Below are 17358 nucleotides of genomic sequence, written 5' to 3'. Positions count from 1 at the left end.
AGGAGCATTGATGTTCGCCTCCGCCCTGACCATCGTCCTCGTCCTGCTGGCGATCCTCGCGATCGTCGTCGTGACGATGACCGTCAAGATCGTGCCGCAGGCGCGCGCCGGCATCGTCGAGAGATTCGGCAAGTACCGGATCACGCTGCCCGCCGGCCTGAGCATCGTGATGCCGTTCATCGACAAGGTCCGCTACATGATCGACCTGCGCGAGCAGGTCGTCTCGTTCCCGCCCCAGCCGGTCATCACCGAGGACAACCTGACGGTCTCCATCGACACCGTCATCTACTTCCAGGTCACCGACCCGGTCGCCGCGACCTACGAGATCGCCCACTACATCCAGGGCATCGAGCAGCTCACGATGACCACGTTGCGCAACATCATCGGTGGCATGACGCTGGAGCACGCCCTGACCAGCCGTGACCAGATCAACAACGCGCTGCGCGGCGAGCTGGACGGCGCCACCGGCAAGTGGGGCATCCGCGTCAACCGCGTCGAGCTCAAGGGCATCGACCCGCCGCCGTCCATCTCCGACGCCATGGAGAAGCAGATGCGCGCCGAGCGTGACAAGCGTGCCGCCATCCTGACCGCCGAGGGCGAGCGCCAGTCCGCGATCCTCTCGGCCGAGGGCTCCAAGCAGGCCTCCATCCTGACCGCCGAGGGCGAGAAGCAGGCCCAGATCCTCAACGCGCAGGCCGACCGCCAGGCCGCGATCCTGCGGGCCCAGGGCGAGGGGCAGGCCATCCAGACCGTCTTCCAGGCCATCCACGACGGCAACCCGGACCAGAAGCTGCTGTCCTACCAGTACCTGCAGATGCTCCCGAAGATCGCCGACGGCGAGAACGCGTCGACGTGGATCGTCCCCGCCGAGCTCACCCAGGCCCTCGGAACTCTGGGCGGTGCGATCGGGACGGTCCCGGTGGACGGCGGTGGCAGCAAGAAGCGGGTGAACCTCGACGAGCCCGTGGTCGAGGACGCCCCCGACACCGCAGCCACCCAGGAAGCCGTCGAGGCCGCGCTGGAGGCCGCCAAGGATGCCGAGGGTCCCACCGGCGGACGTCCCAAGGGCACGCCGCCCCCGACGGAGTGACACAGCACTTCGACGAGCAGGAACGCGCCGCGGTCTACCGCGTCATCGCAGAGCGTCGCGACATGCGGCACTTCAGCGGTGGCTCTGTGGACGCGGCGGTCCTGCGCAGGTTGCTCGAGGCGGCACATGCTGCGCCCAGCGTCGGACTGATGCAGCCGTGGCGCTTCCTGCGGGTCACGGACCCCGCAGTCCGTGACGGCATCGCCGGGCTCGTGGCGGACGAGCGCGATCGCACGGCCGAGGCGATGGACGAGCGGGCCGCCGAGTTCCTTGCCCTGAAGGTGGAGGGGATCCAGGAGTGTGCCGAGCTGCTCGTCGTCAGCCTCGGCCCGGGCCGCGAGGAGCACGTCTTCGGGCGGCGCACCATGCCGCACATGGACCTCGCCTCCGTGGCCTGCGCGATCCAGAACCTGTGGTTGGCCGCCCGTGCGGAGAACCTGGGAATGGGCTGGGTCTCGATGTTCGAGCCGGCCCGGCTGGCGGAGCTCCTTGAGCTGCCCCCGGGCTCGGAGCCGGTGGCTGTGCTGTGCCTGGGGCCGGTGGACCGGTTCTACGACCGGCCGATGCTCCTCCAGGAGCGCTGGACGCAGGCCAGGCCCCTGGAGGAGCTCGTGGAGGAGCGCTGAGGGTGGCTCAGTGCTGGTAGGTACCGTGCAGCACGGCCCGGCCGAGCGTCTTGAAGGCCAGGTTGAACCCGACCACGGCGGGTGAGGCGTCGGCGTCGACGCCCAGCGTCGGCTTGGAGACGGCATGGATGACGAAGAAGTAGCGGTGCATTTGGTCACCCTCGGGGGGAGCGGCGCCCATGAAGGCGTGCCCGCCGCCGTCGTTGCGCACGTGGAAGGCGCCACCGGGCAGCGAGTCGTCTCCCGCGCCGGCACCGGTCTCCAGGGAGGTGACGTCGGCCGGGAGGTCGACGGCGACCCAGTGCCAGAAGCCGGACACCGTGGGGGCGTCGGGGTCGAAGCACGTGACGACGTAGGACTGCGTACCCTCCGGCGCGCCCGACCAGGACAGCTGCGCAGAGGTGTCACCGGCGGCGTTGACCTGGTCGTCCTTCAGCGGCTGCCCGACGGTCACGTCGGTGCTCGTGACATCGAACGAGGGCACGCTCGGCAGCAGGGGGTAGGGATCGGGTGTGACGGGTCGGTCGAGGCTCATGCCACCTACGCTAGCGAGGTGGCCGAGCTGACACACGTCGACGACGTGACCGACCCGCGACTGCGCGACTACGTCGACCTGCGCGACGTCCAGCTGCGCCGGGCGATGGAGGGCGAGCGCGGGATCTTCCTGGCCGAGGGCGAGAAGGTCGTTCGCCGAGCCCTGGAGGCCGGGCACCGCCCACGGTCCTTCTTGATGGCGCCACGCTGGGTGGACGGGCTGCGAGACCTCATGGACACCCACGATGTGCCCTGCTTCGTGCTGGACGAGGCAGCCATCGAGCAGCTCACCGGGTTCCACGTGCACCGGGGCGCGTTGGCCGCGCTGGAGCGTCCCGAACCACGCTCGCCGGCGGAGGTCCTGCGCGGGGCGCGACGCGTCGTGGTCCTGGAGGACCTGACCGACCACACCAACGTCGGGGCGGTCTTCCGCAGCGTGGCGGCGTTCGGCTTCGATGCCGTGCTGCTGTCTCCTCGGTGTGCCGACCCGCTCTACCGTCGCGCGATCAAGGTGTCGATGGGCACGGTGTTCCGGCTCCCGTACGCCCGCATCGAGGACTGGTACTCGGCCCCCTCGTTGCTGCGCGACGGCGGCTTCACCACCTGCGCCATGACGCTGTCCGAGGACGCCGTGAGCCTGGACGAGGTGGACGCCACCGCAGCTCGGCTCGCCGTGGTGCTGGGCTCTGAGGGGCACGGCCTGACCGAGCATTGGCAGCGTGAGTCGGACCTGCGGGTGAGGATCCCGATGGCGGCGGACATCGACTCGCTCAACGTGGCCGCATCGGCCGCCGTGGCCTGCTGGCACCTGCGCCCCCGCAACGACGAATCGTGACCCTCCGTCCGCCGTGTCGGCGTTCCGCCGGTCGATCTAGGCTCGGCCCATGATGCGACAGCGATTCGCGAGGGGTCTCGCCAAGGTCACGGGCTACCGGATGGTCGGCGAGGTCCCGCCCACCGGCATCCTCGTCGGGGCGCCGCACACGTCCAACTGGGACTTCATCACCATGCTCATGGTCATGTGGCACGGCGGGGCGCACCCGCGGGTGCTCGTGAAGCGACAGCTCTTCCGCGGGCCGCTCGCCTGGGTGCTGCGCGGCCTGGGCGGCGTCCCGCTGGATCGTGAGAACGCCGCCGGCGTCGTGCAGGAGCTCGCCGAGGAGGCCGGCAGCGGCCGACCGTTCCGGCTCATCCTGGCCGCCGAGGGCACCCGGACCAAGGGGGAGTACTGGAAGTCGGGCTTCCTGCGCCTCTCCCGCGACACCGGCCTGCCCGTGACGCTGGCCTTCTTCGACCCGCCCACCAGGACGATGGGCTTCGGGCCGACGTTCCACGCCAGCGACGACGTCCGCGCCGACATGGACCTCGTGCGCGCGTTCTTCGCCGACAAGCACGGCATCAAGCCGGCCAACGCCACCCCCGCCCGACTCCGCGAGGAGGACGCGCCGCAGGACTGAGGAGACTCAGTCGTCGATGGTGCTGCGAGAGAGCGGCCAGTCCTCGGGGTAGTGCTCGGCGTTCTCGTGGTGCTGCTTGTGCAGCTTCTTGCGCGACTTCTCCGGGATCCGGTCGCCGAAGACCGTGCCGTGCAGGTGGTCGGTCTCGTGCTGCAGGCAACGAGCGAGCAGCCCCGTGCCGTGGAACTCCACGGCCTTCCCCTTCTCGTCCAAGCCCGTGACGGTGGCCGTGTCGGGGCGCGAGCACGCGGTGAAGGCGCCCGGCAGAGAGAGGCAGCCCTCGTCGGCCTCCTCCAGCTGACGATCCAGCCCCTCCGGCAGGGTCAGCACCGGGTTGCACACGACCCCGGTGACGCGGACGTCGTCGTCATCGGGACAGTCGAAGACGAAGACCTTCAGGTCGACACCCACCTGGTTGGCCGCCAGGCCGACTCCGTTGGCAGCCTCCATGGTCGCCGCCATGTCGGCCACGAGGGTTGCGAGGTCGTCGTCGAACGCGGTGACCTCCGCCAGCTCGCGGTGCATCACCGCGGTGCCCCACCGGGTGATCGGCCGGGCGGATCCGCCGGTGGGCAGCGGACGAGAATGGGGGTACGACACCAAGGACTCCTGGACGACGTGGAATGGGCGGACGCCAATCTATCGGCACGGTCGCGCGGCCCGGTGCGGTGATCCGGAGGTGATCTGTCGCACCGTTCCGAGCGGGTAGATGCAACTCTGAGTTACAGTTGCCCCGTGGCGGGCACCTCGGTCCGACCACGGCTGTTCTCCAAGGAGCTTCCATGGCCAATCGCAAGGACCCCATGGGCATCGGACTGGCGGTGCTGAACCGCATCGCCAGCTCGCCGGCCATCGACCGGCTCGGTCTGCGCAAGGCAGCCGAGCGCGCCGTCTACCAGGGTGCGAAGTCCGGCTTCCAGGCTGTCGGAACGGCGAACCGCACGTTCAAGCGCGTGAAGGGCACGGGCAAGGCCCGCCGACAGTCCTCCGCGAGCGACAGCGGCCTGTTCGACCTCACGCCCACCGAGGACCAGGAGATGATCGTCGGCGTCGTGCGCGAGTTCGCCGCCGAGGTCCTGCGTCCGGGCGCGGACGAGGCCGACGGCGCCGACCTCACGCCGAAGGAGGTGCTCGCGCAGACCAGCGAGTTCGGCCTGACGCTTCTCAACGTCCCCGAGGAGCTGGGTGGGTTGTCCGAGGAGCGCTCGGCCGTGACCGGCGTCCTGGTGAGCGAGGCGCTTGCCGAGGGCGACATGGGCCAGGCCGTCGCCTGCCTCGCCCCTGCAGCCGTCGCCACGGCGATCTCGCTGTGGGGCTCCGACGAGCAGCAGCAGACGTACCTTCCCGCCTTCACCGGCGACGACGTCCCGGCTGCCGCACTCGCCCTGTCCGAGCCGGCCGCCCTGTTCGACCCGTTGTCGCCCGGCACCACGGCCACCCGTCAGGGCGACGCGATCGTCCTGGACGGCATCAAGTCCGCCGTCATCCGTGGCACCGAGGCCGAGCTCTTCGTCGTCGGCGCGCTGCTGGACGGCGAGCCGCGGCTGATCATCGTGGAGTCCGGGGCCACCGGAGTCTCGCTGGCCGAGGACCCCAGCATGGGACTCCGCGCAGCCTCCCTGACCCGCCTCAAGCTCGACGGGGTCACGGTCCCGGAGTCGGCCGTCCTCGGCACGAGCGAGGACTACCGCGAGTGCGTCCGGCTCTCCCGCATCGCCTGGGCCGGTCTGGCCGTCGGCACCGGCAAGGCCGTGCTCGACTACGTCAAGGAGTACGTCAAGACCCGCGAGGCGTTCGGTGAGCCCATTGCCCACCGTCAGTCGGTGGCCTTCATGGTCGCCAACATCGCGATCGAGCTCGAGGGGCTGCGACTGGTCACCCTCAAAGCGGCCTCGCGCGCTGAGCAGGGACGCGATGCCTCCCGTGAGGTGGCGCTCGCGCGTCGCCTCGCCGCCGACTACGGCATGAAGATCGGCACCGACGGCGTCCAGCTGCTCGGAGGCCACGGCTTCGTCAAGGAGCACCCGGTGGAGCGTTGGTACCGCGACCTGCGCGCCGTCGCCGTCATGGAAGGAGTCGTCCTCGTCTGAGGGCGCTGAAACGATGATCAATCTCGACACACCCAAGAAGTTCCGCGCCTTCGTCGGCCAGGCCAACCAGGTCGCCGCTGAGTTCCTGCGCGCCAACTCACGCAAGTACGACCTCGCCGAGCACGCCTACCCCAAGGAGCTGGACCTGCTCGCCTCCCTCGTGGACGGCATGGGCGACTCCGGCCAGGGTCAGGGTGCCGGCGCCGCCGGCGTACGCCGTGGTGAGGACGAGATCACCAAGGGCAAGGTCAAGAACGGCACCAACCTGTCCTCGGTGCTCTCGGTCATCGAGATGTGCTGGGGCGACGTCGGCCTGCTGCTCTCGATGCCGCGCCAGGGTCTGGGCAACTCCGCCATCGCGTCGGTCGCCACCGATGAGCAGCTCGAGCGCTTCAAGGGCACCTGGGCCGCGATGGCGATCACCGAGCCCAGCTTCGGCTCGGACTCCGCCGCGATCAGGACCACGGCAGTCAAGGACGGGGACGCCTACGTCCTCAACGGCGAGAAGATCTACGTCACGTCCGGCGACCGGGCCGACTCGGTGGTCGTCTGGGCCACGCTGGACAAGTCGATGGGCCGTGCCGCCATCAAGAGCTTCGTCGTGCCCAAGTCCCTGCCCGGCATCCGGGTGGAGCGGCTGGAGCACAAGCTCGGCATCAAGGCCTCCGACACCGCGGTCATCCTGCTCGACAACTGCCGCGTCCCGGCCGAGAACCTGCTCGGCAACCCGGAGATTGACACCAAGCAGGGCTTCGCCGGGGCCATGGCGACCTTCGACAACACACGGCCACTCGTGGCCGGCATGGCGGTCGGCTGCGCCCGCGCTGCGCTGGAGCTCACCCGCGAGCTGCTGGAGGACGCCGGCGTTGCCATCGACTACGACCGTCCGCTGGCGGTGCAGCCGCACGCCGCAGCGACGTTCATCCAGATGGAGGCCGACTGGGAGGCAGCACTGCTGCTGACCTTGGAGGCCGCCTGGCTGGCGGACAACCGCAAGCCCAACTCCGTCGAGGCCTCGATGTCCAAGGCCAAGGCCGGTCGGGTCGGAAACGAGATCACGCTGAAGTGCGTGGAGCTCGCCGGCACCCTCGGCTACGCCGAGACGGAGCTGCTGGAGAAGTGGTCACGGGACTCCAAGATCCTCGACATCTTCGAGGGGACGCAGCAGATCCAGCAGCTCATCGTCGCGCGTCGCCTGCTGGACCTCACGTCGTCCCAGCTGCGCTGATCGACGGGTCGTCGGTGGTGGCCCGGCTCCTGCCTAGGATGTGCGCATGAGCCGCCCGCTGCCCGACGACTTCCACGTCGACTACGAGCTCGCTCGGCTCGTCCGCCACGTCCGTGCGCGGTCCTTGGCGCGGCTGGAGTCCTTCCACCCCGACCTGGACTACAACACCTTCGTGGTCTTCATCGCCGTGTGTGACGCACCGTCCGGCATCCGTGCGTCCGACCTCGCGGAGAACCTCAACGTCCACAAGTCCACGATCAGCCGAGCCGTCGGCGCCATGGAGCGACAGGGCCTCGTGGACCGGGTCAGCGACCCGGAGGACGGCCGCGCCCAGCTGCTCACGCCGCGGCCGGACAGCCTGGCGAAGCTCGAGCGCTACCGCTCGGACAGCCACGAATGGCTCGCCGGGCTCATTGCGGACTGGGAGCCCGAGGAGCTTGCCTCGTTCGCCTCCCAGCTGGGGCGGCTGAGCGACGCGATGGAGCGCAGCCACCCCTGAGGCCCCCTCAGGGCCTCAGCAGGGCCTTGATGGCAACGCGCTCGTCCATGGCCCGGTAGGCGTGCGCGACGTCGCTCAGGGGCACGTCGAGGTCGAAGACCCGACCGGGCTCGATGGTGCCGTCCAGCACGTCGGGCAACAGCTCGTCGAGATAGTGGCGGACCGGTGCCACACCACCGGCGAGGCCGGAGTTGGTGGCGAACATGATCGGCAGGTTGAGCTCCACGCCGTGCGGCATCCCGACGTACCCCACCGTGCCTCCGGGCCGCAGGGAGAGGAAGGCCTGCTTCATGGAGTCCTTGGTGCCGACGCACTCCAGCACGGAGTCGGCTCCGATGCCGCCGAGAATCTCCTTGACCTCACCGGCCCCTTCCTTGCCACGGGTGGCGACCACGTGGTCGGCGCCGAACGCGCGGGCCACCTCCTGGCGGGGCTCGTGCCGGGACATCGCGACGATCGTGGCGGCACCGAGGCGCTTGGCCGCGAGGACCCCGCTCAGGCCGACCGCACCGTCACCGACGACGACGACGGTGCTGCCGGCCTCGACACCGGCCGAGACGGCGGCGTGGTGACCCGTCGGGAAGACGTCCGAGAGCGTCAGCAGGTGCGGGACGAGGGCGTCGTCGACGGGCGAGGGGACCGTGACGAGGGTGCCGTCGGCCTGTGGGACGCGCACGAGCTCGGCCTGGCACCCGGCGTACCCGCCGCCGTTGACGCAGGACGTGTGCACGCCCTTCACGCACAGCCGGCAGGTGTTGTCGCTGTAGAGGAAGGGCGCGATCACGAAGTCGCCGGACGTGACGTGGGAGACGTCCGTCCCGACCCGCTCGACGATCCCGATGAACTCGTGGCCGATCTGCTGGGGACCGCCTTGCTCGCCGTTGAGACCACGGAAGGGCCACAGGTCGCTGCCACACACGCAGGACGCGACGACCCGCACGATCGCGTCGGTGTCGTCGACCAGCTCGGGGTCGTCGAGGGTCTCCAGTCGAATGTCGCCGGGGGAGTGGAGCATCGTGGCACGCATGGGTCGATCCTCCCAGACGGGCCGAGAGGGTGCCCGACGGCTGTGCGAGGATCGGTGGCATGACCTCCAAGCCTGAAGTCGACTTCATCGAGGGCCCCGCGCCCACCGACCTGCAGATCAGCGACATCGTCGAGGGCGACGGCGCCGAGGCCGTGCCCGGTGGCGTCGTCGACGTCCACTACGTGGGCGTGGACTTCGAGACCGGCGAGCAGTTCGACGCCTCGTGGGACCGCGGCCAGTCCGCCCGCTTCCCCCTGCCGCACCTCATCGGTGCCTGGCAGGAGGGCATCCCCGGCATGAAGGTCGGTGGACGCCGTCAGATCGTGGCTCCGCCCGAGCTGGCCTACGGCGCCGCCGGTGGCGGCCATCGCCTCTCCGGCAAGACGCTCGTCTTCGTCATCGACCTGCTCGACGTCGGCTGAGACTCATTCCCGCAGCGCGGCGATCAGGCTGCGCACCCGCTTGACGGAGACCGGGTGGGCCGTTCCCAGGTTCTGGGCGAACAGGCTCACCCGGAGCTCCTCGAGCGCCCACCGGACCTGCTGCACGTCCGGTGCCATCCGGCGCAGCCGGGTCCAGCCGTCGGTGAGGGCGTGCAGCTCCGCCTCCAGCTCCTGGACGTCGACGGCCTTCGCCGACGACGGCGCCGTCAGGCGTCGCTTGGCGGCGCGCAGGTACGTGGGCAGTCGGCGCAGCTGGACCCGACCGACCTCCCGCACGAAGCCCTCGAAGACCAGCCAGCTCAGCTGGACGCGGACGTCCTCGCCGGCCTCGCTGGCATCGGGCGTGACGTCGGCGAGCGCCTCCACGCTGCGCAGGACGTCCCGGACGACGGCCTCGGTCGCCTCGGGCACCTCGGCGCCCACCGTCTGGCGCAGTGCCTCGAAACCTGCCTCGTCCCATGCCACGCCGTGGCGTGCCACGAGATCGTCCAGGGCGGCCAGTCTCGCGTCGTCGAGCACGGCCGCCGCATCGCGGTAGGGAGCCGCGGCCAGGGTCAGCTTCTGACGCAGGTCGAGCGAGGCGCCGAGCCTCGGGGTCGTGGTGGGCAGCACCATGGAGAGCAACCTGGCCTGGCCGCGCACCATCGCCACCTCCTGCTCGACCCTGGTGGGCAGGACGCGCAGGGCGACCGAGTCCCCCTCGTCCACCAGCGCCGGGTACCCGTCGACCCGACCGGCCCTCAGAATCGGCTCGATGCTGCCCACGCTCCACGTCGTGAGGCCGGACTGCTCCTCCTGCTCGGCGGCACGGTCGAGCTCGCGGCGCAGCTGGGGCTCCAGGCGCTCGCGCAGGGCCGGCAGGTCACGGCCGCGGGCCAGCTCCGTCCCGTCCTCGTCCCGGACGCGGAACACCACGCGCAGGTGGGCGGGCACCGCCGTGAGGTCGAAGTCGTCGGCCTGGACCAGGGTTCCCGTGCGACGACGGATCTGGGAGACCAGCTCGGCGGTGAGGTCCGGTGCTCCGCCGTCCATGGCCGCAACGAGGTCCTGCGCGTGCTGGGGAGCGGGCACGAGCTCGCGACGCAGCCGCTTGGGCAGTGACCTGATCAGCTCGGTGACGAGCTCGATCCGGTGACCGGGCACGTTCCAGACGAACTCCCTGGCATCGAGGGCGAGCAGGTCGTCCAGCGGGACGTCCACGGTCACGCCGTCGGTCTCGCTGCCCGGCTCGAAGGCGTAGGAGACGGCGTAGTCCGAGCTCTGCGAGCTCCACGTCGTCGGGTACTGCTGGTCCACGTCGCCGGCGTCGACCGCGACGAGCGCGGGATCGAAGGTCAGCAGGTCCGGGGAGTCCCGTCGTGTCTTCTTCCACCAGGCGTCGAAGTGGCGCACCGAGGTGACGTCGGCGGGGACCCTGGCGTCGTAGAAGTCCACGAGCGTCTCGTCGTCGACCCGCAGGCCGCGGCGCCGCACCCGCTCCTCCACCTGCTCGCCCTCGGCGATCAGTCGCTGGTTCTCGTGCCAGAACCGGTGCTGGGTGCGCCACTCGCCCTGCACGAGGGCGTGGCGGATGAAGAGCTCCCTGGCCAGGGCGGGGTCGGTGCGCGAGAGGGGGACGAGGCGATCGGCCACGAGGGGGACGCCGTAGAGCGTGACCCGTTCCTTGGCCATGGCGGCGCCCCGCTTCGTGGACCAGTGCGGCTCGGCGTACTGACGCTTCACCAGGTGGCCGGCCGCCTTCTCGATCCACTCCGGCTCGACCTTGGCCACCGTCCGACCCCACAGTCGGCTCGTCTCGACCAGCTCGCCGGCGACCACCCACCGTGGTGGCTTGCGGGACAGCGCCGAGCCCGGGAAGACCATGAACTTGGCGCCCCGGGCACCGAGGAACTCCTTGCCGTCACCCTCGCGCAGACCGACGTGCGAGAGCAGCCCGGTCAGCAGCGCGCGGTGGACGTCGTCGGGATCGGCCTCGCCGGAGCCCGCCTTCATCCCGAGCTCCTTGGCGGTGCGGCGCAGCTGGGCGTGGACGTCCTGCCACTCACGGATGCGCAGGTGGTGCAGGTACTCCTCCTTGCACAGGCGGCGGAAGGCGTTGCCCGACAGCTCGCGCCGCTTCTCCTGCAGGTAGCGCCACAGCGCCAGGTAGGACAGGAAGTCCGAGTCCGGCTGGCGGAAGCGTGCGTGCTTCTCATCGGCCGCGGCCTGGCGCTCAAGCGGCCTCTCGCGGGGGTCCTGGATGGACATCGCCGAGACCACCACGAGGACGTCGGCCAGGCAGCCGAGCCGGTCGGCGGCGAGCAGCATCCGTGCCATGCGCGGGTCCAGCGGCAGCCCGGCCATGGTGCGGCCCAGGCTGGTCAGCCGGTCGCTGCCGTCCCGGCGTCCCTCCAGCGCGCCCAGCTCTCGCAGCAGGTTGAGACCGTCGCTCACGGCCCGGGAGTCCGGGGGGTCGAGGAACGGGAAGTCGGCGATGTCGCCAAGGTCCTGCGAGGCCATCTGCAGCAGCACCGACGCCAGGTTGGTGCGCAGGATCTCCGGGTCGGTGAACTCGGGCCGGCCGTCGTGGTCGTCCTCGTCGTACAGCCGGATGCAGATGCCGTCGGCGACGCGTCCGCAGCGGCCGGCTCGCTGGGCGGCACTGGCCTGGGAGATCGGCTCGATCGGCAGGCGCTGCACCTTGAGCCGCTGGCTGTAGCGGGAGATGCGGGCGTAGCCGGTGTCGATGACGTGCCGGATCCCCGGGACCGTCAACGACGTCTCGGCGACGTTGGTCGCCAGCACGATGCGTCGCCCCGGGTGGTCGCTGAAGATCTTCTGCTGGTCCTGCGTGGAGAGGCGGCCGTAGAGGGGGAGCACCTCGGTACGAGGGAGCTTGCGGCCGGCCAGGACGTCGGCCGCGTCGCGGATCTCACGCTCGCCGGAGAGGAAGACCAGCACGTCGCCGTCGCGGGGCAGCTCATCGAGTGCGGTGGAGATGGCGTCGAGCATGCCCTCATCGGCGTCGCTCGGGGGCCGGTAGCGGACCTCGACCGGATAGGTGCGCCCACTGACCTCGATCACGGGTGCCTCGAACATCTCACCGAACCGCTCCACGTCGATCGTGGCCGAGGTGATGATGAGCTTGAGCTCGGGCCGGCGGGGGAGCAGGCGCTTGAGGTAGCCGAGGAGGAAGTCGATGGCGAGGGTGCGCTCGTGGGCCTCGTCGATGATGACGCAGTCGTACCGGCTCAGCTCGGGGTCCCGGTTGATCTCGGCGAGCAGCAGGCCGTCGGTGACCAGTCGCACGGCGGTCTCGGGGGTGGAGACGTCGTCGAAGCGGACCGCGTAGCCGACCTCGGCTCCGAGCTCGACCTCGCACTCCTGGGCGATGCGTCTGGCCACCGAGCGGGCCGCGATGCGTCGGGGCTGGGTGTGCGCGATCCGGCTGCGGCCGGACTTCAGCGCCATCTTGGGCAGCTGCGTGGTCTTGCCCGACCCGGTCTCGCCGGCCACGACGACGACCTGGTGGTCGCGGATCGCCTCGGTGATCTCGTCGTGCCGTTGGGCGATCGGCAGGACTGGGTCGAAGGAGAGCTTCACGGCCCGTCCAGTCTAGGCGGGCGGGTCCCCGAGCGCCGTCCCGGCGGTCCGGCGTGGGGTGCGCCAGCGCCCGGCCTGAGGGCAGAGCCCTCCCGATGGTCCTCAAGCGTGCGGTCTGGGGGCGCCGTCTGCGTGCCAGCGGAAGCGGTCGTGCAGGCGGGGTCGTCGGTGCGGGTCGAGTGTCGCGGGTGGGACGAGGGCTGGGTGGCCTCGTTCGTTGAAGGTGATGTCCCACCCGTCGTCGTGGAGTATCCGGTGATGATGGGGACAGAGCAGGACCCCGTCGGTGAGGTCGGTGCCGCCGCCGTCGGCCCAGGTTCTGCGGGCGTGGTGGGCGACGCACCATCCGGGTGGTCGGTCGCAACCCGGGAAGACGCAGCCTTGGTCTCGGAATTCGAGCCCGCGTCGTTGGGCGAGGCTGAAGAGTCGCTTGTCTCGTCCCAGGTCGAGTGGGAGTGACTCGCCACCGAAGACGGCGGGCAGGAGCCGGTGCTCACACGCCATCCGCCTGGCCTGTCCGGCGGAGATCCTCTCGCCGGTGGAGAGGGTCGCGACCTTGAGTCGTTCAATCAACGTCTCGTGGTCGAGGTTGATGGTCACGATCGGGCCGAGGTTGTTGGTCTCGGGAAGCTTCTCGGTCGGGAGGAGCTCGCAGAGGTAGGTGAGCGCCCACCCCTGACGAGTCCGGTAGGAGGGGCGCTCGTCAAGCAGGACCTCGCCGGACCTTCGGGACAGGCTGGATGGTCCGGTGATCTCCACCTGTGGTGCGCACAGTGCGTCCACCGCCACGCGTAGCTGCGCGGCCTGCGCCTCGGGGATGGTGAACCCGCCCTTGACGGAGCCGTCGACCGCTGGCCCCATCCAGAACTCGGCCGCCGCCCAGGCCTTCTTCTCCCGCTGCTCGACGAGGTCGTTCTCCGCGGCATCGAGATCGGACTCGTCATCGGAGTCGGTGAGGAAGTGGCCCACCACCCGATCCGCGTGACGTTCAAACAGCTTCAGGTCCATGCGGGGTGCGTCCTCGACGAGCTGGGTCTCGCACGCCTCCCGCTGCGTGGGGGTGACGGTTGTGGGGAGCTGGTCCAGGGCCCGACCGATCGACCTCACCTGCCGGGCCGACAACCGACCCTCGGCCATCGCCTCGTGCGTCTGGGGTGTCTGGTCGATCTGCTTGGCCTGGCGCACCACGGCGTCCGCACCGCGGCGGTCACGGCCGAAGTCACCCGCCAACAGAGAACCGGTCGAGGAGGCACCTTCACGTCGAGCAGTTCCAGAGGACTCCACCGCAGCCACGGCTGCCAGCTCGTGCGCGGTGACCCGGGCCTTGAGTCTCGCCAGCGAGCCGGCCGCCTCACGCTGCTCACGACCAGCCAGCCCCGAGTACGCCTGGGTTGGCAGCGCATCCAGAAGTGCATGCACCCGTGCGAGCGTCGCGGCCACGTCACCAGCAGTGACGGGGTGCTGCTCCAGCGAGGGTGCGGTCATCGGCGAGTCATCCTTCTATCGACTGTATGTTCCCATCATAGAACCCACCGCCGACACCCACAACAGACACCAAGCCGGGCTGTGGAGAAACAGCCCGACACCTCCGGGACGGCTCAGCGCAGGCCGAGCTGCTCCCCGACGAGCAGGACGCCGACGAACGCGAACACGTCCAGCACGGTGTGCGCGATGACGAGCGGCAGCACGCGCTTGGTGCGCAGGTACCACCAGCCGAAGACCAGCCCCATGATGAAGTTCCCCAGACCTTGACCGAAGCCCTGGTACAGGTGGTACGTCCCGCGCAGCGCGGCACTGGTGACGATGATCTGCCACTGGCCCCATCCGAGCTGGCCCAGCCGGGTGAACAGGTAGCCGACGACCACGACCTCCTCGAGGAGGCCGTTCTGCAGCGCAGAGAGCACGAGGATGACGATGGTCCACCAGTAGACGTTCTCCGGCACGGTGAGGATCTCGGCCGTGACGCCCAGCGCCCGACCGAGGAGGTAGACCCCGATGCCGGGGATGCCGATGACGGCGGCGAGGCCGGCCCCGTGGGCGAGGGCTCGCAGCGGTCGGGCGTCGGTCAGGCCCATCCCACGGACGAGCCGCGGGTCGTCGCGCCACAGCAGGTACAGCGCGAGGAGCACCGGGACCATGGCGAACCCGATGCCCAGCACCTGGTAGGTGAGGTCGAGCCACTCGCGGTCGCTGCGGGAGGAGTTGAGGGTGGCCGTGGAGTCGCGCAGAGGCCCGCGTGTGAGCTGTGCGACGAGACTGATGACCGCGTAGACGGCGGACTGGCCGAGCGAGATCCCGAGGACGATCCAGATCTCGACGCCCAGCAGGCGCCGGCCGGGCTCAGAGTGTGTTGGTCGCAAAGGTGTCGCACCGGTTGATCGTGCCGGACTCGTAGCCGGCGAGGAACCAGCGTTGACGCTGATCGCTGGAGCCGTGGGTCCAGGACTCTGGGTTGACCTGCCCGCCGGCGGAGGACTGGATCCGGTCGTCGCCGACGGCGGAGGCGGCGGACAGGGCCGAGCGGACGTCGTCGGGCGTCAACGGCTCGAGGAGGGTGGTCCCTTCGGCGTCGGTGGTGGAGCTGGCGTTGGAGGCCCAGACGCCGGCGAGGCAGTCGGCCATGAGCTCGACGCGCACGCCGCCGCTGCTGGGTCCCGTCTGTCCGTCCTGGCCGCGGGAGAGCAGACCCAGGACGTGCTGGACGTGGTGCCCGTACTCGTGGGCCACCACGTACTCCTGGGCGAGTGCACCGTCATCGGCCCCGAAGCGGGTGCTGAGCTCGTCGAAGAAGCCGGCGTCGATGTAGATGCGCTCGTCGGCCGGGCAGTAGAAGGGGCCGGTCTGGGCGGAGGCGGTGCCACACGCGGACTGGGCGCTGCCGTCGTAGATCACGGTCTTGGAGGCGCGGTACTGCCGGTCGACGTCGGCAGGGAGGGCCTCGTTCCAGTAGGCCTGGACGCTGTTGACGGTGCCGATGATGCGACAGACGTCGTCGCGGTTGGCGTCGGCCCCCGTCTGGCACTCGGAGAAGTCCGACTCGGCGGCGCTGCCGGCGGTGTCGAGCTGACTGGCATCGAAGGGGCTGCTCGAGCCGGTGACGCTGCTGAGGTCCACGCCGAGGAATGCACCGATGAGCAGGATCACGACGCCACCGAGGCCGCCACCGATGATCGCGCCGCCCCGGCGCCCGCCGCCGGTGACCTGGCTCGTGTCGAGGTCCGCGCCCTCGTTGAAGCTCATGGGCGAAGTCTACGCAGCGTGCGGCCCGGGCCGGCGTGACTAGGCTCGTCCGGTGAGCACCCTCGACGCGCCCGACGCAGGCCTGGACATCGGTTCGAGCGCGGCGGACGTCGAACGGCGTCGCAGGCTGCGCAGGATGCGCACCGTGGCGTCGTCGCTGCTGGTGCTGGCGGCCGTGCTCTACGTGCTCACCCGCGACGAGGACGGGTTCCTCGGCTACGTCAACGCCGGAGCCGAGGCCGCGATGGTGGGTGCGATCGCCGACTGGTTCGCCGTCACCGCACTGTTCCGGCACCCCCTCGGACTGCCCATCCCGCACACCGCGATCATCCCGCGGCGCAAGGAGTCCCTCGGGGCGAGCCTGCAGGAGTTCGTGACGGAGAACTTCCTGCGCGAGGACGTCGTCCGCGAACGCATCCTCGGGGCCGACCCCGCCCGGCGGGCAGGCGCCTGGCTCGCGGCGGGACGTCACGCCGAGCGGGTCGTCGACGAGGGCGCCCGCATGGGTGCGCGGGCGCTGGCCAGGGTCAAGGCGGACGACGTGAGCGCCGTCGTGACCGATGCGCTCATCCCACGCCTGCTGGAGGAGCCGCTGAGCCCGATGGCCGGCCAGGCACTGGGGGAGGTGGTGGCCGAACGAGCCCACACCGGGCTGGTCGACCTCACGCTCGCCGAGCTGCACCGCTGGCTGCTGAAGAACGAGGACGAGGTCACCGGGATCGTCGTCGAGCGGGCACCGTGGTGGACTCCGCAATGGGTCGACGACCGAGTGGCCGTCCGCCTTCACGGCGAGGCCGTCAGGTGGGTCGGTGAGATCCTCGACGACCAGGACCACCGCGCCCGCCACGCCCTGAACCACTGGCTGGAGGACCTGTCCGCCGACCTCCAGCACGACCCCGAGACGCAGGAGCGGGCGGAGCGCCTGAAGCAGCGGGTCTTGACCCAGCCGCAGGTGGCCAAGACCTCCATCGCCATCTGGGACGCGCTGCGGCGGGCGTTCATCGGCTCCCTGGAGGACCCCGACGGCCTCGTGCGCCGGCGTGCCCTGGAGGAGCTGCGAGTGCTAGCCGAGCGCCTGCAGACCGACGAGGCGCTGGGGGAGCGGGTCGACCTCGCCGTGGCCGACGCCGCCTCCTACGTGGTGGACCGCTACGGGTCGGAGGTGGCGACGATCATCTCCGCCACCGTCAACCGGTGGGACGGCAAGGAGACCGCCCAACGGATCGAGCTGCACGTGGGCCGCGACCTGCAGTTCATTCGCATCAACGGCACCGTCGTGGGCGCGCTCGCCGGCCTGGTGATCCACACCCTCTCCGACGTCCTCTGAAGCCCGTTCTTGTGCACAAGGTGTGGATGGCGCTGTGCACAAGCGGCCGATCCTGTGGGCAACTACCAGCATCGTGTGGACGGCGAGAAAATACTGCAAGAACAGGGGAGAAACCCTTGCGGAAGGCTCCGTGTCGGGCGTAGAACTGTCCTCACGCACTCCTTCGGGAGAGCGGGATCGGATCGAAAACTCAGACCCACGCCGGCCACTTCGGT

At 70.2% G+C, this 17358-nt stretch carries 16 protein-coding genes; 9 read left to right on the top strand and 7 right to left on the bottom strand.

The annotated features are described in order from the left end of the window. Nucleotides 1-10 precede the first annotated feature (10 nt). Complete coding sequence (locus ACHAAC_RS06935) at nucleotides 11-1090, top strand: SPFH domain-containing protein (protein WP_435715327.1); 1080 nt, start codon at nucleotides 11-13, stop codon at nucleotides 1088-1090. After that, complete coding sequence (bluB, locus tag ACHAAC_RS06930; protein WP_435715326.1) at nucleotides 1087-1716, top strand: 5,6-dimethylbenzimidazole synthase; 630 nt, start codon at nucleotides 1087-1089, stop codon at nucleotides 1714-1716. The genes ACHAAC_RS06935 and bluB overlap by 4 nt, the downstream gene beginning before the upstream one ends. 7 nt (nucleotides 1717-1723) lie before the next feature. Here the strand turns inward: bluB and ACHAAC_RS06925 are convergent, their stop codons facing one another. After that, nucleotides 1724-2251: a YbhB/YbcL family Raf kinase inhibitor-like protein gene (locus ACHAAC_RS06925; RefSeq protein ID WP_435715325.1), complete on the bottom strand. Its 528-nt coding sequence runs from the start codon at nucleotides 2249-2251 to the stop codon at nucleotides 1724-1726. An 18-nt stretch (nucleotides 2252-2269) separates the two neighbouring features. On the opposite strand from ACHAAC_RS06925, the gene ACHAAC_RS06920 reads away from it, so the two are divergent. Together ACHAAC_RS06920 and ACHAAC_RS06915 are read left to right on the top strand one after the other, a co-directional pair. Further along, nucleotides 2270-3085 carry a TrmH family RNA methyltransferase gene (locus ACHAAC_RS06920; protein WP_435715324.1) on the top strand — a complete coding sequence of 272 codons (816 nt, stop codon included), beginning with the start codon at nucleotides 2270-2272 and terminating at the stop codon, nucleotides 3083-3085. Nucleotides 3086-3134: 49 nt separating this feature from the next. Next, a complete protein-coding gene (locus tag ACHAAC_RS06915) occupies nucleotides 3135-3707 on the top strand; it encodes a 1-acyl-sn-glycerol-3-phosphate acyltransferase (protein WP_435715323.1) in 573 nt (190 codons plus the stop codon). Between the two features lie 6 nt (nucleotides 3708-3713). On the opposite strand, the gene def is transcribed toward ACHAAC_RS06915, so the two are convergent. Then, a complete protein-coding gene (gene def / locus ACHAAC_RS06910; protein ID WP_435715322.1) occupies nucleotides 3714-4307 on the bottom strand; it encodes a peptide deformylase in 594 nt (197 codons plus the stop codon). A 182-nt stretch (nucleotides 4308-4489) separates the two neighbouring features. On the opposite strand from def, the gene ACHAAC_RS06905 reads away from it, so the two are divergent. The 3 genes from ACHAAC_RS06905 to ACHAAC_RS06895 are packed head-to-tail and all read left to right on the top strand — an operon-like array spanning nucleotide 4490 to nucleotide 7524. Next, nucleotides 4490-5797, top strand: coding sequence for an acyl-CoA dehydrogenase family protein (locus ACHAAC_RS06905; protein WP_435715321.1), 1308 nt, complete (start codon nucleotides 4490-4492; stop codon nucleotides 5795-5797). Nucleotides 5798-5810: 13 nt separating this feature from the next. Continuing rightward, nucleotides 5811-7025, top strand: coding sequence for an acyl-CoA dehydrogenase family protein (locus tag ACHAAC_RS06900; RefSeq protein WP_435715320.1), 1215 nt, complete (start codon nucleotides 5811-5813; stop codon nucleotides 7023-7025). Nucleotides 7026-7071: 46 nt separating this feature from the next. After that, complete coding sequence (locus tag ACHAAC_RS06895) at nucleotides 7072-7524, top strand: MarR family winged helix-turn-helix transcriptional regulator (protein WP_435715319.1); 453 nt, start codon at nucleotides 7072-7074, stop codon at nucleotides 7522-7524. A 7-nt stretch (nucleotides 7525-7531) separates the two neighbouring features. Here the strand turns inward: ACHAAC_RS06895 and ACHAAC_RS06890 are convergent, their stop codons facing one another. Beyond that, the gene (locus ACHAAC_RS06890) at nucleotides 7532-8551 is read right to left on the bottom strand and encodes a zinc-binding dehydrogenase (protein ID WP_435715318.1); all 1020 of its coding nucleotides are present in this window, start codon (nucleotides 8549-8551) and stop codon (nucleotides 7532-7534) included. A gap of 59 nt (nucleotides 8552-8610) precedes the next feature. On the opposite strand from ACHAAC_RS06890, the gene ACHAAC_RS06885 reads away from it, so the two are divergent. Beyond that, the gene (locus ACHAAC_RS06885; protein ID WP_435715317.1) at nucleotides 8611-8973 is read left to right on the top strand and encodes an FKBP-type peptidyl-prolyl cis-trans isomerase; all 363 of its coding nucleotides are present in this window, start codon (nucleotides 8611-8613) and stop codon (nucleotides 8971-8973) included. 3 nt (nucleotides 8974-8976) lie between these two features. Here ACHAAC_RS06885 and hrpA read toward each other — a convergent pair whose 3' ends face one another. From hrpA to ypfJ, 4 genes are all read right to left on the bottom strand, one after another. Next, nucleotides 8977-12576, bottom strand: coding sequence for an ATP-dependent RNA helicase HrpA (gene hrpA, locus ACHAAC_RS06880; protein WP_435715316.1), 3600 nt, complete (start codon nucleotides 12574-12576; stop codon nucleotides 8977-8979). A gap of 102 nt (nucleotides 12577-12678) precedes the next feature. Beyond that, nucleotides 12679-14061, bottom strand: coding sequence for a DUF222 domain-containing protein (locus ACHAAC_RS06875; protein WP_435715315.1), 1383 nt, complete (start codon nucleotides 14059-14061; stop codon nucleotides 12679-12681). A 113-nt stretch (nucleotides 14062-14174) separates the two neighbouring features. Next, nucleotides 14175-14936: a CPBP family intramembrane glutamic endopeptidase gene (locus ACHAAC_RS06870; RefSeq protein WP_435715314.1), complete on the bottom strand. Its 762-nt coding sequence runs from the start codon at nucleotides 14934-14936 to the stop codon at nucleotides 14175-14177. Further along, a complete protein-coding gene (gene ypfJ / locus ACHAAC_RS06865; protein ID WP_435715313.1) occupies nucleotides 14917-15816 on the bottom strand; it encodes a KPN_02809 family neutral zinc metallopeptidase in 900 nt (299 codons plus the stop codon). Before ypfJ ends, ACHAAC_RS06870 begins: the two co-directional genes overlap by 20 nt. A gap of 52 nt (nucleotides 15817-15868) precedes the next feature. Between ypfJ and ACHAAC_RS06860 the strand changes: the two genes are divergently transcribed. Then, the gene (locus ACHAAC_RS06860; protein ID WP_435715312.1) at nucleotides 15869-17143 is read left to right on the top strand and encodes a DUF445 domain-containing protein; all 1275 of its coding nucleotides are present in this window, start codon (nucleotides 15869-15871) and stop codon (nucleotides 17141-17143) included. The last annotated feature ends 215 nt before the right edge of the window (nucleotides 17144-17358 follow it).

The sequence above is a fragment of the Aeromicrobium sp. CF4.19 genome (genome assembly GCF_051262555.1).
Lineage (GTDB): Bacteria > Actinomycetota > Actinomycetes > Propionibacteriales > Nocardioidaceae > Aeromicrobium.
This window is presented reverse-complemented; position numbering and strand designations above follow the sequence as displayed.

Excerpts from the sequence above, each read along its gene's own strand:
- ACHAAC_RS06875 (WP_435715315.1), bottom strand. The coding sequence starts at position 14,061 with ATGACCGCACCCTCGCTGGAGCAGCACCCCGTCACTGCTGGTGACGTG.
- ypfJ (WP_435715313.1), bottom strand. The coding sequence starts at position 15,816 with ATGAGCTTCAACGAGGGCGCGGACCTCGACACGAGCCAGGTCACCGGC.
- ACHAAC_RS06915 (WP_435715323.1), top strand. The coding sequence starts at position 3,135 with ATGATGCGACAGCGATTCGCGAGGGGTCTCGCCAAGGTCACGGGCTAC.
- ACHAAC_RS06895 (WP_435715319.1), top strand. The coding sequence starts at position 7,072 with ATGAGCCGCCCGCTGCCCGACGACTTCCACGTCGACTACGAGCTCGCT.
- ACHAAC_RS06905 (WP_435715321.1), top strand. The coding sequence starts at position 4,490 with ATGGCCAATCGCAAGGACCCCATGGGCATCGGACTGGCGGTGCTGAAC.
- ACHAAC_RS06925 (WP_435715325.1), bottom strand. The coding sequence starts at position 2,251 with ATGAGCCTCGACCGACCCGTCACACCCGATCCCTACCCCCTGCTGCCG.
- ACHAAC_RS06885 (WP_435715317.1), top strand. The coding sequence starts at position 8,611 with ATGACCTCCAAGCCTGAAGTCGACTTCATCGAGGGCCCCGCGCCCACC.
- ACHAAC_RS06890 (WP_435715318.1), bottom strand. The coding sequence starts at position 8,551 with ATGCGTGCCACGATGCTCCACTCCCCCGGCGACATTCGACTGGAGACC.
- ACHAAC_RS06900 (WP_435715320.1), top strand. The coding sequence starts at position 5,811 with ATGATCAATCTCGACACACCCAAGAAGTTCCGCGCCTTCGTCGGCCAG.
- ACHAAC_RS06935 (WP_435715327.1), top strand. The coding sequence starts at position 11 with ATGTTCGCCTCCGCCCTGACCATCGTCCTCGTCCTGCTGGCGATCCTC.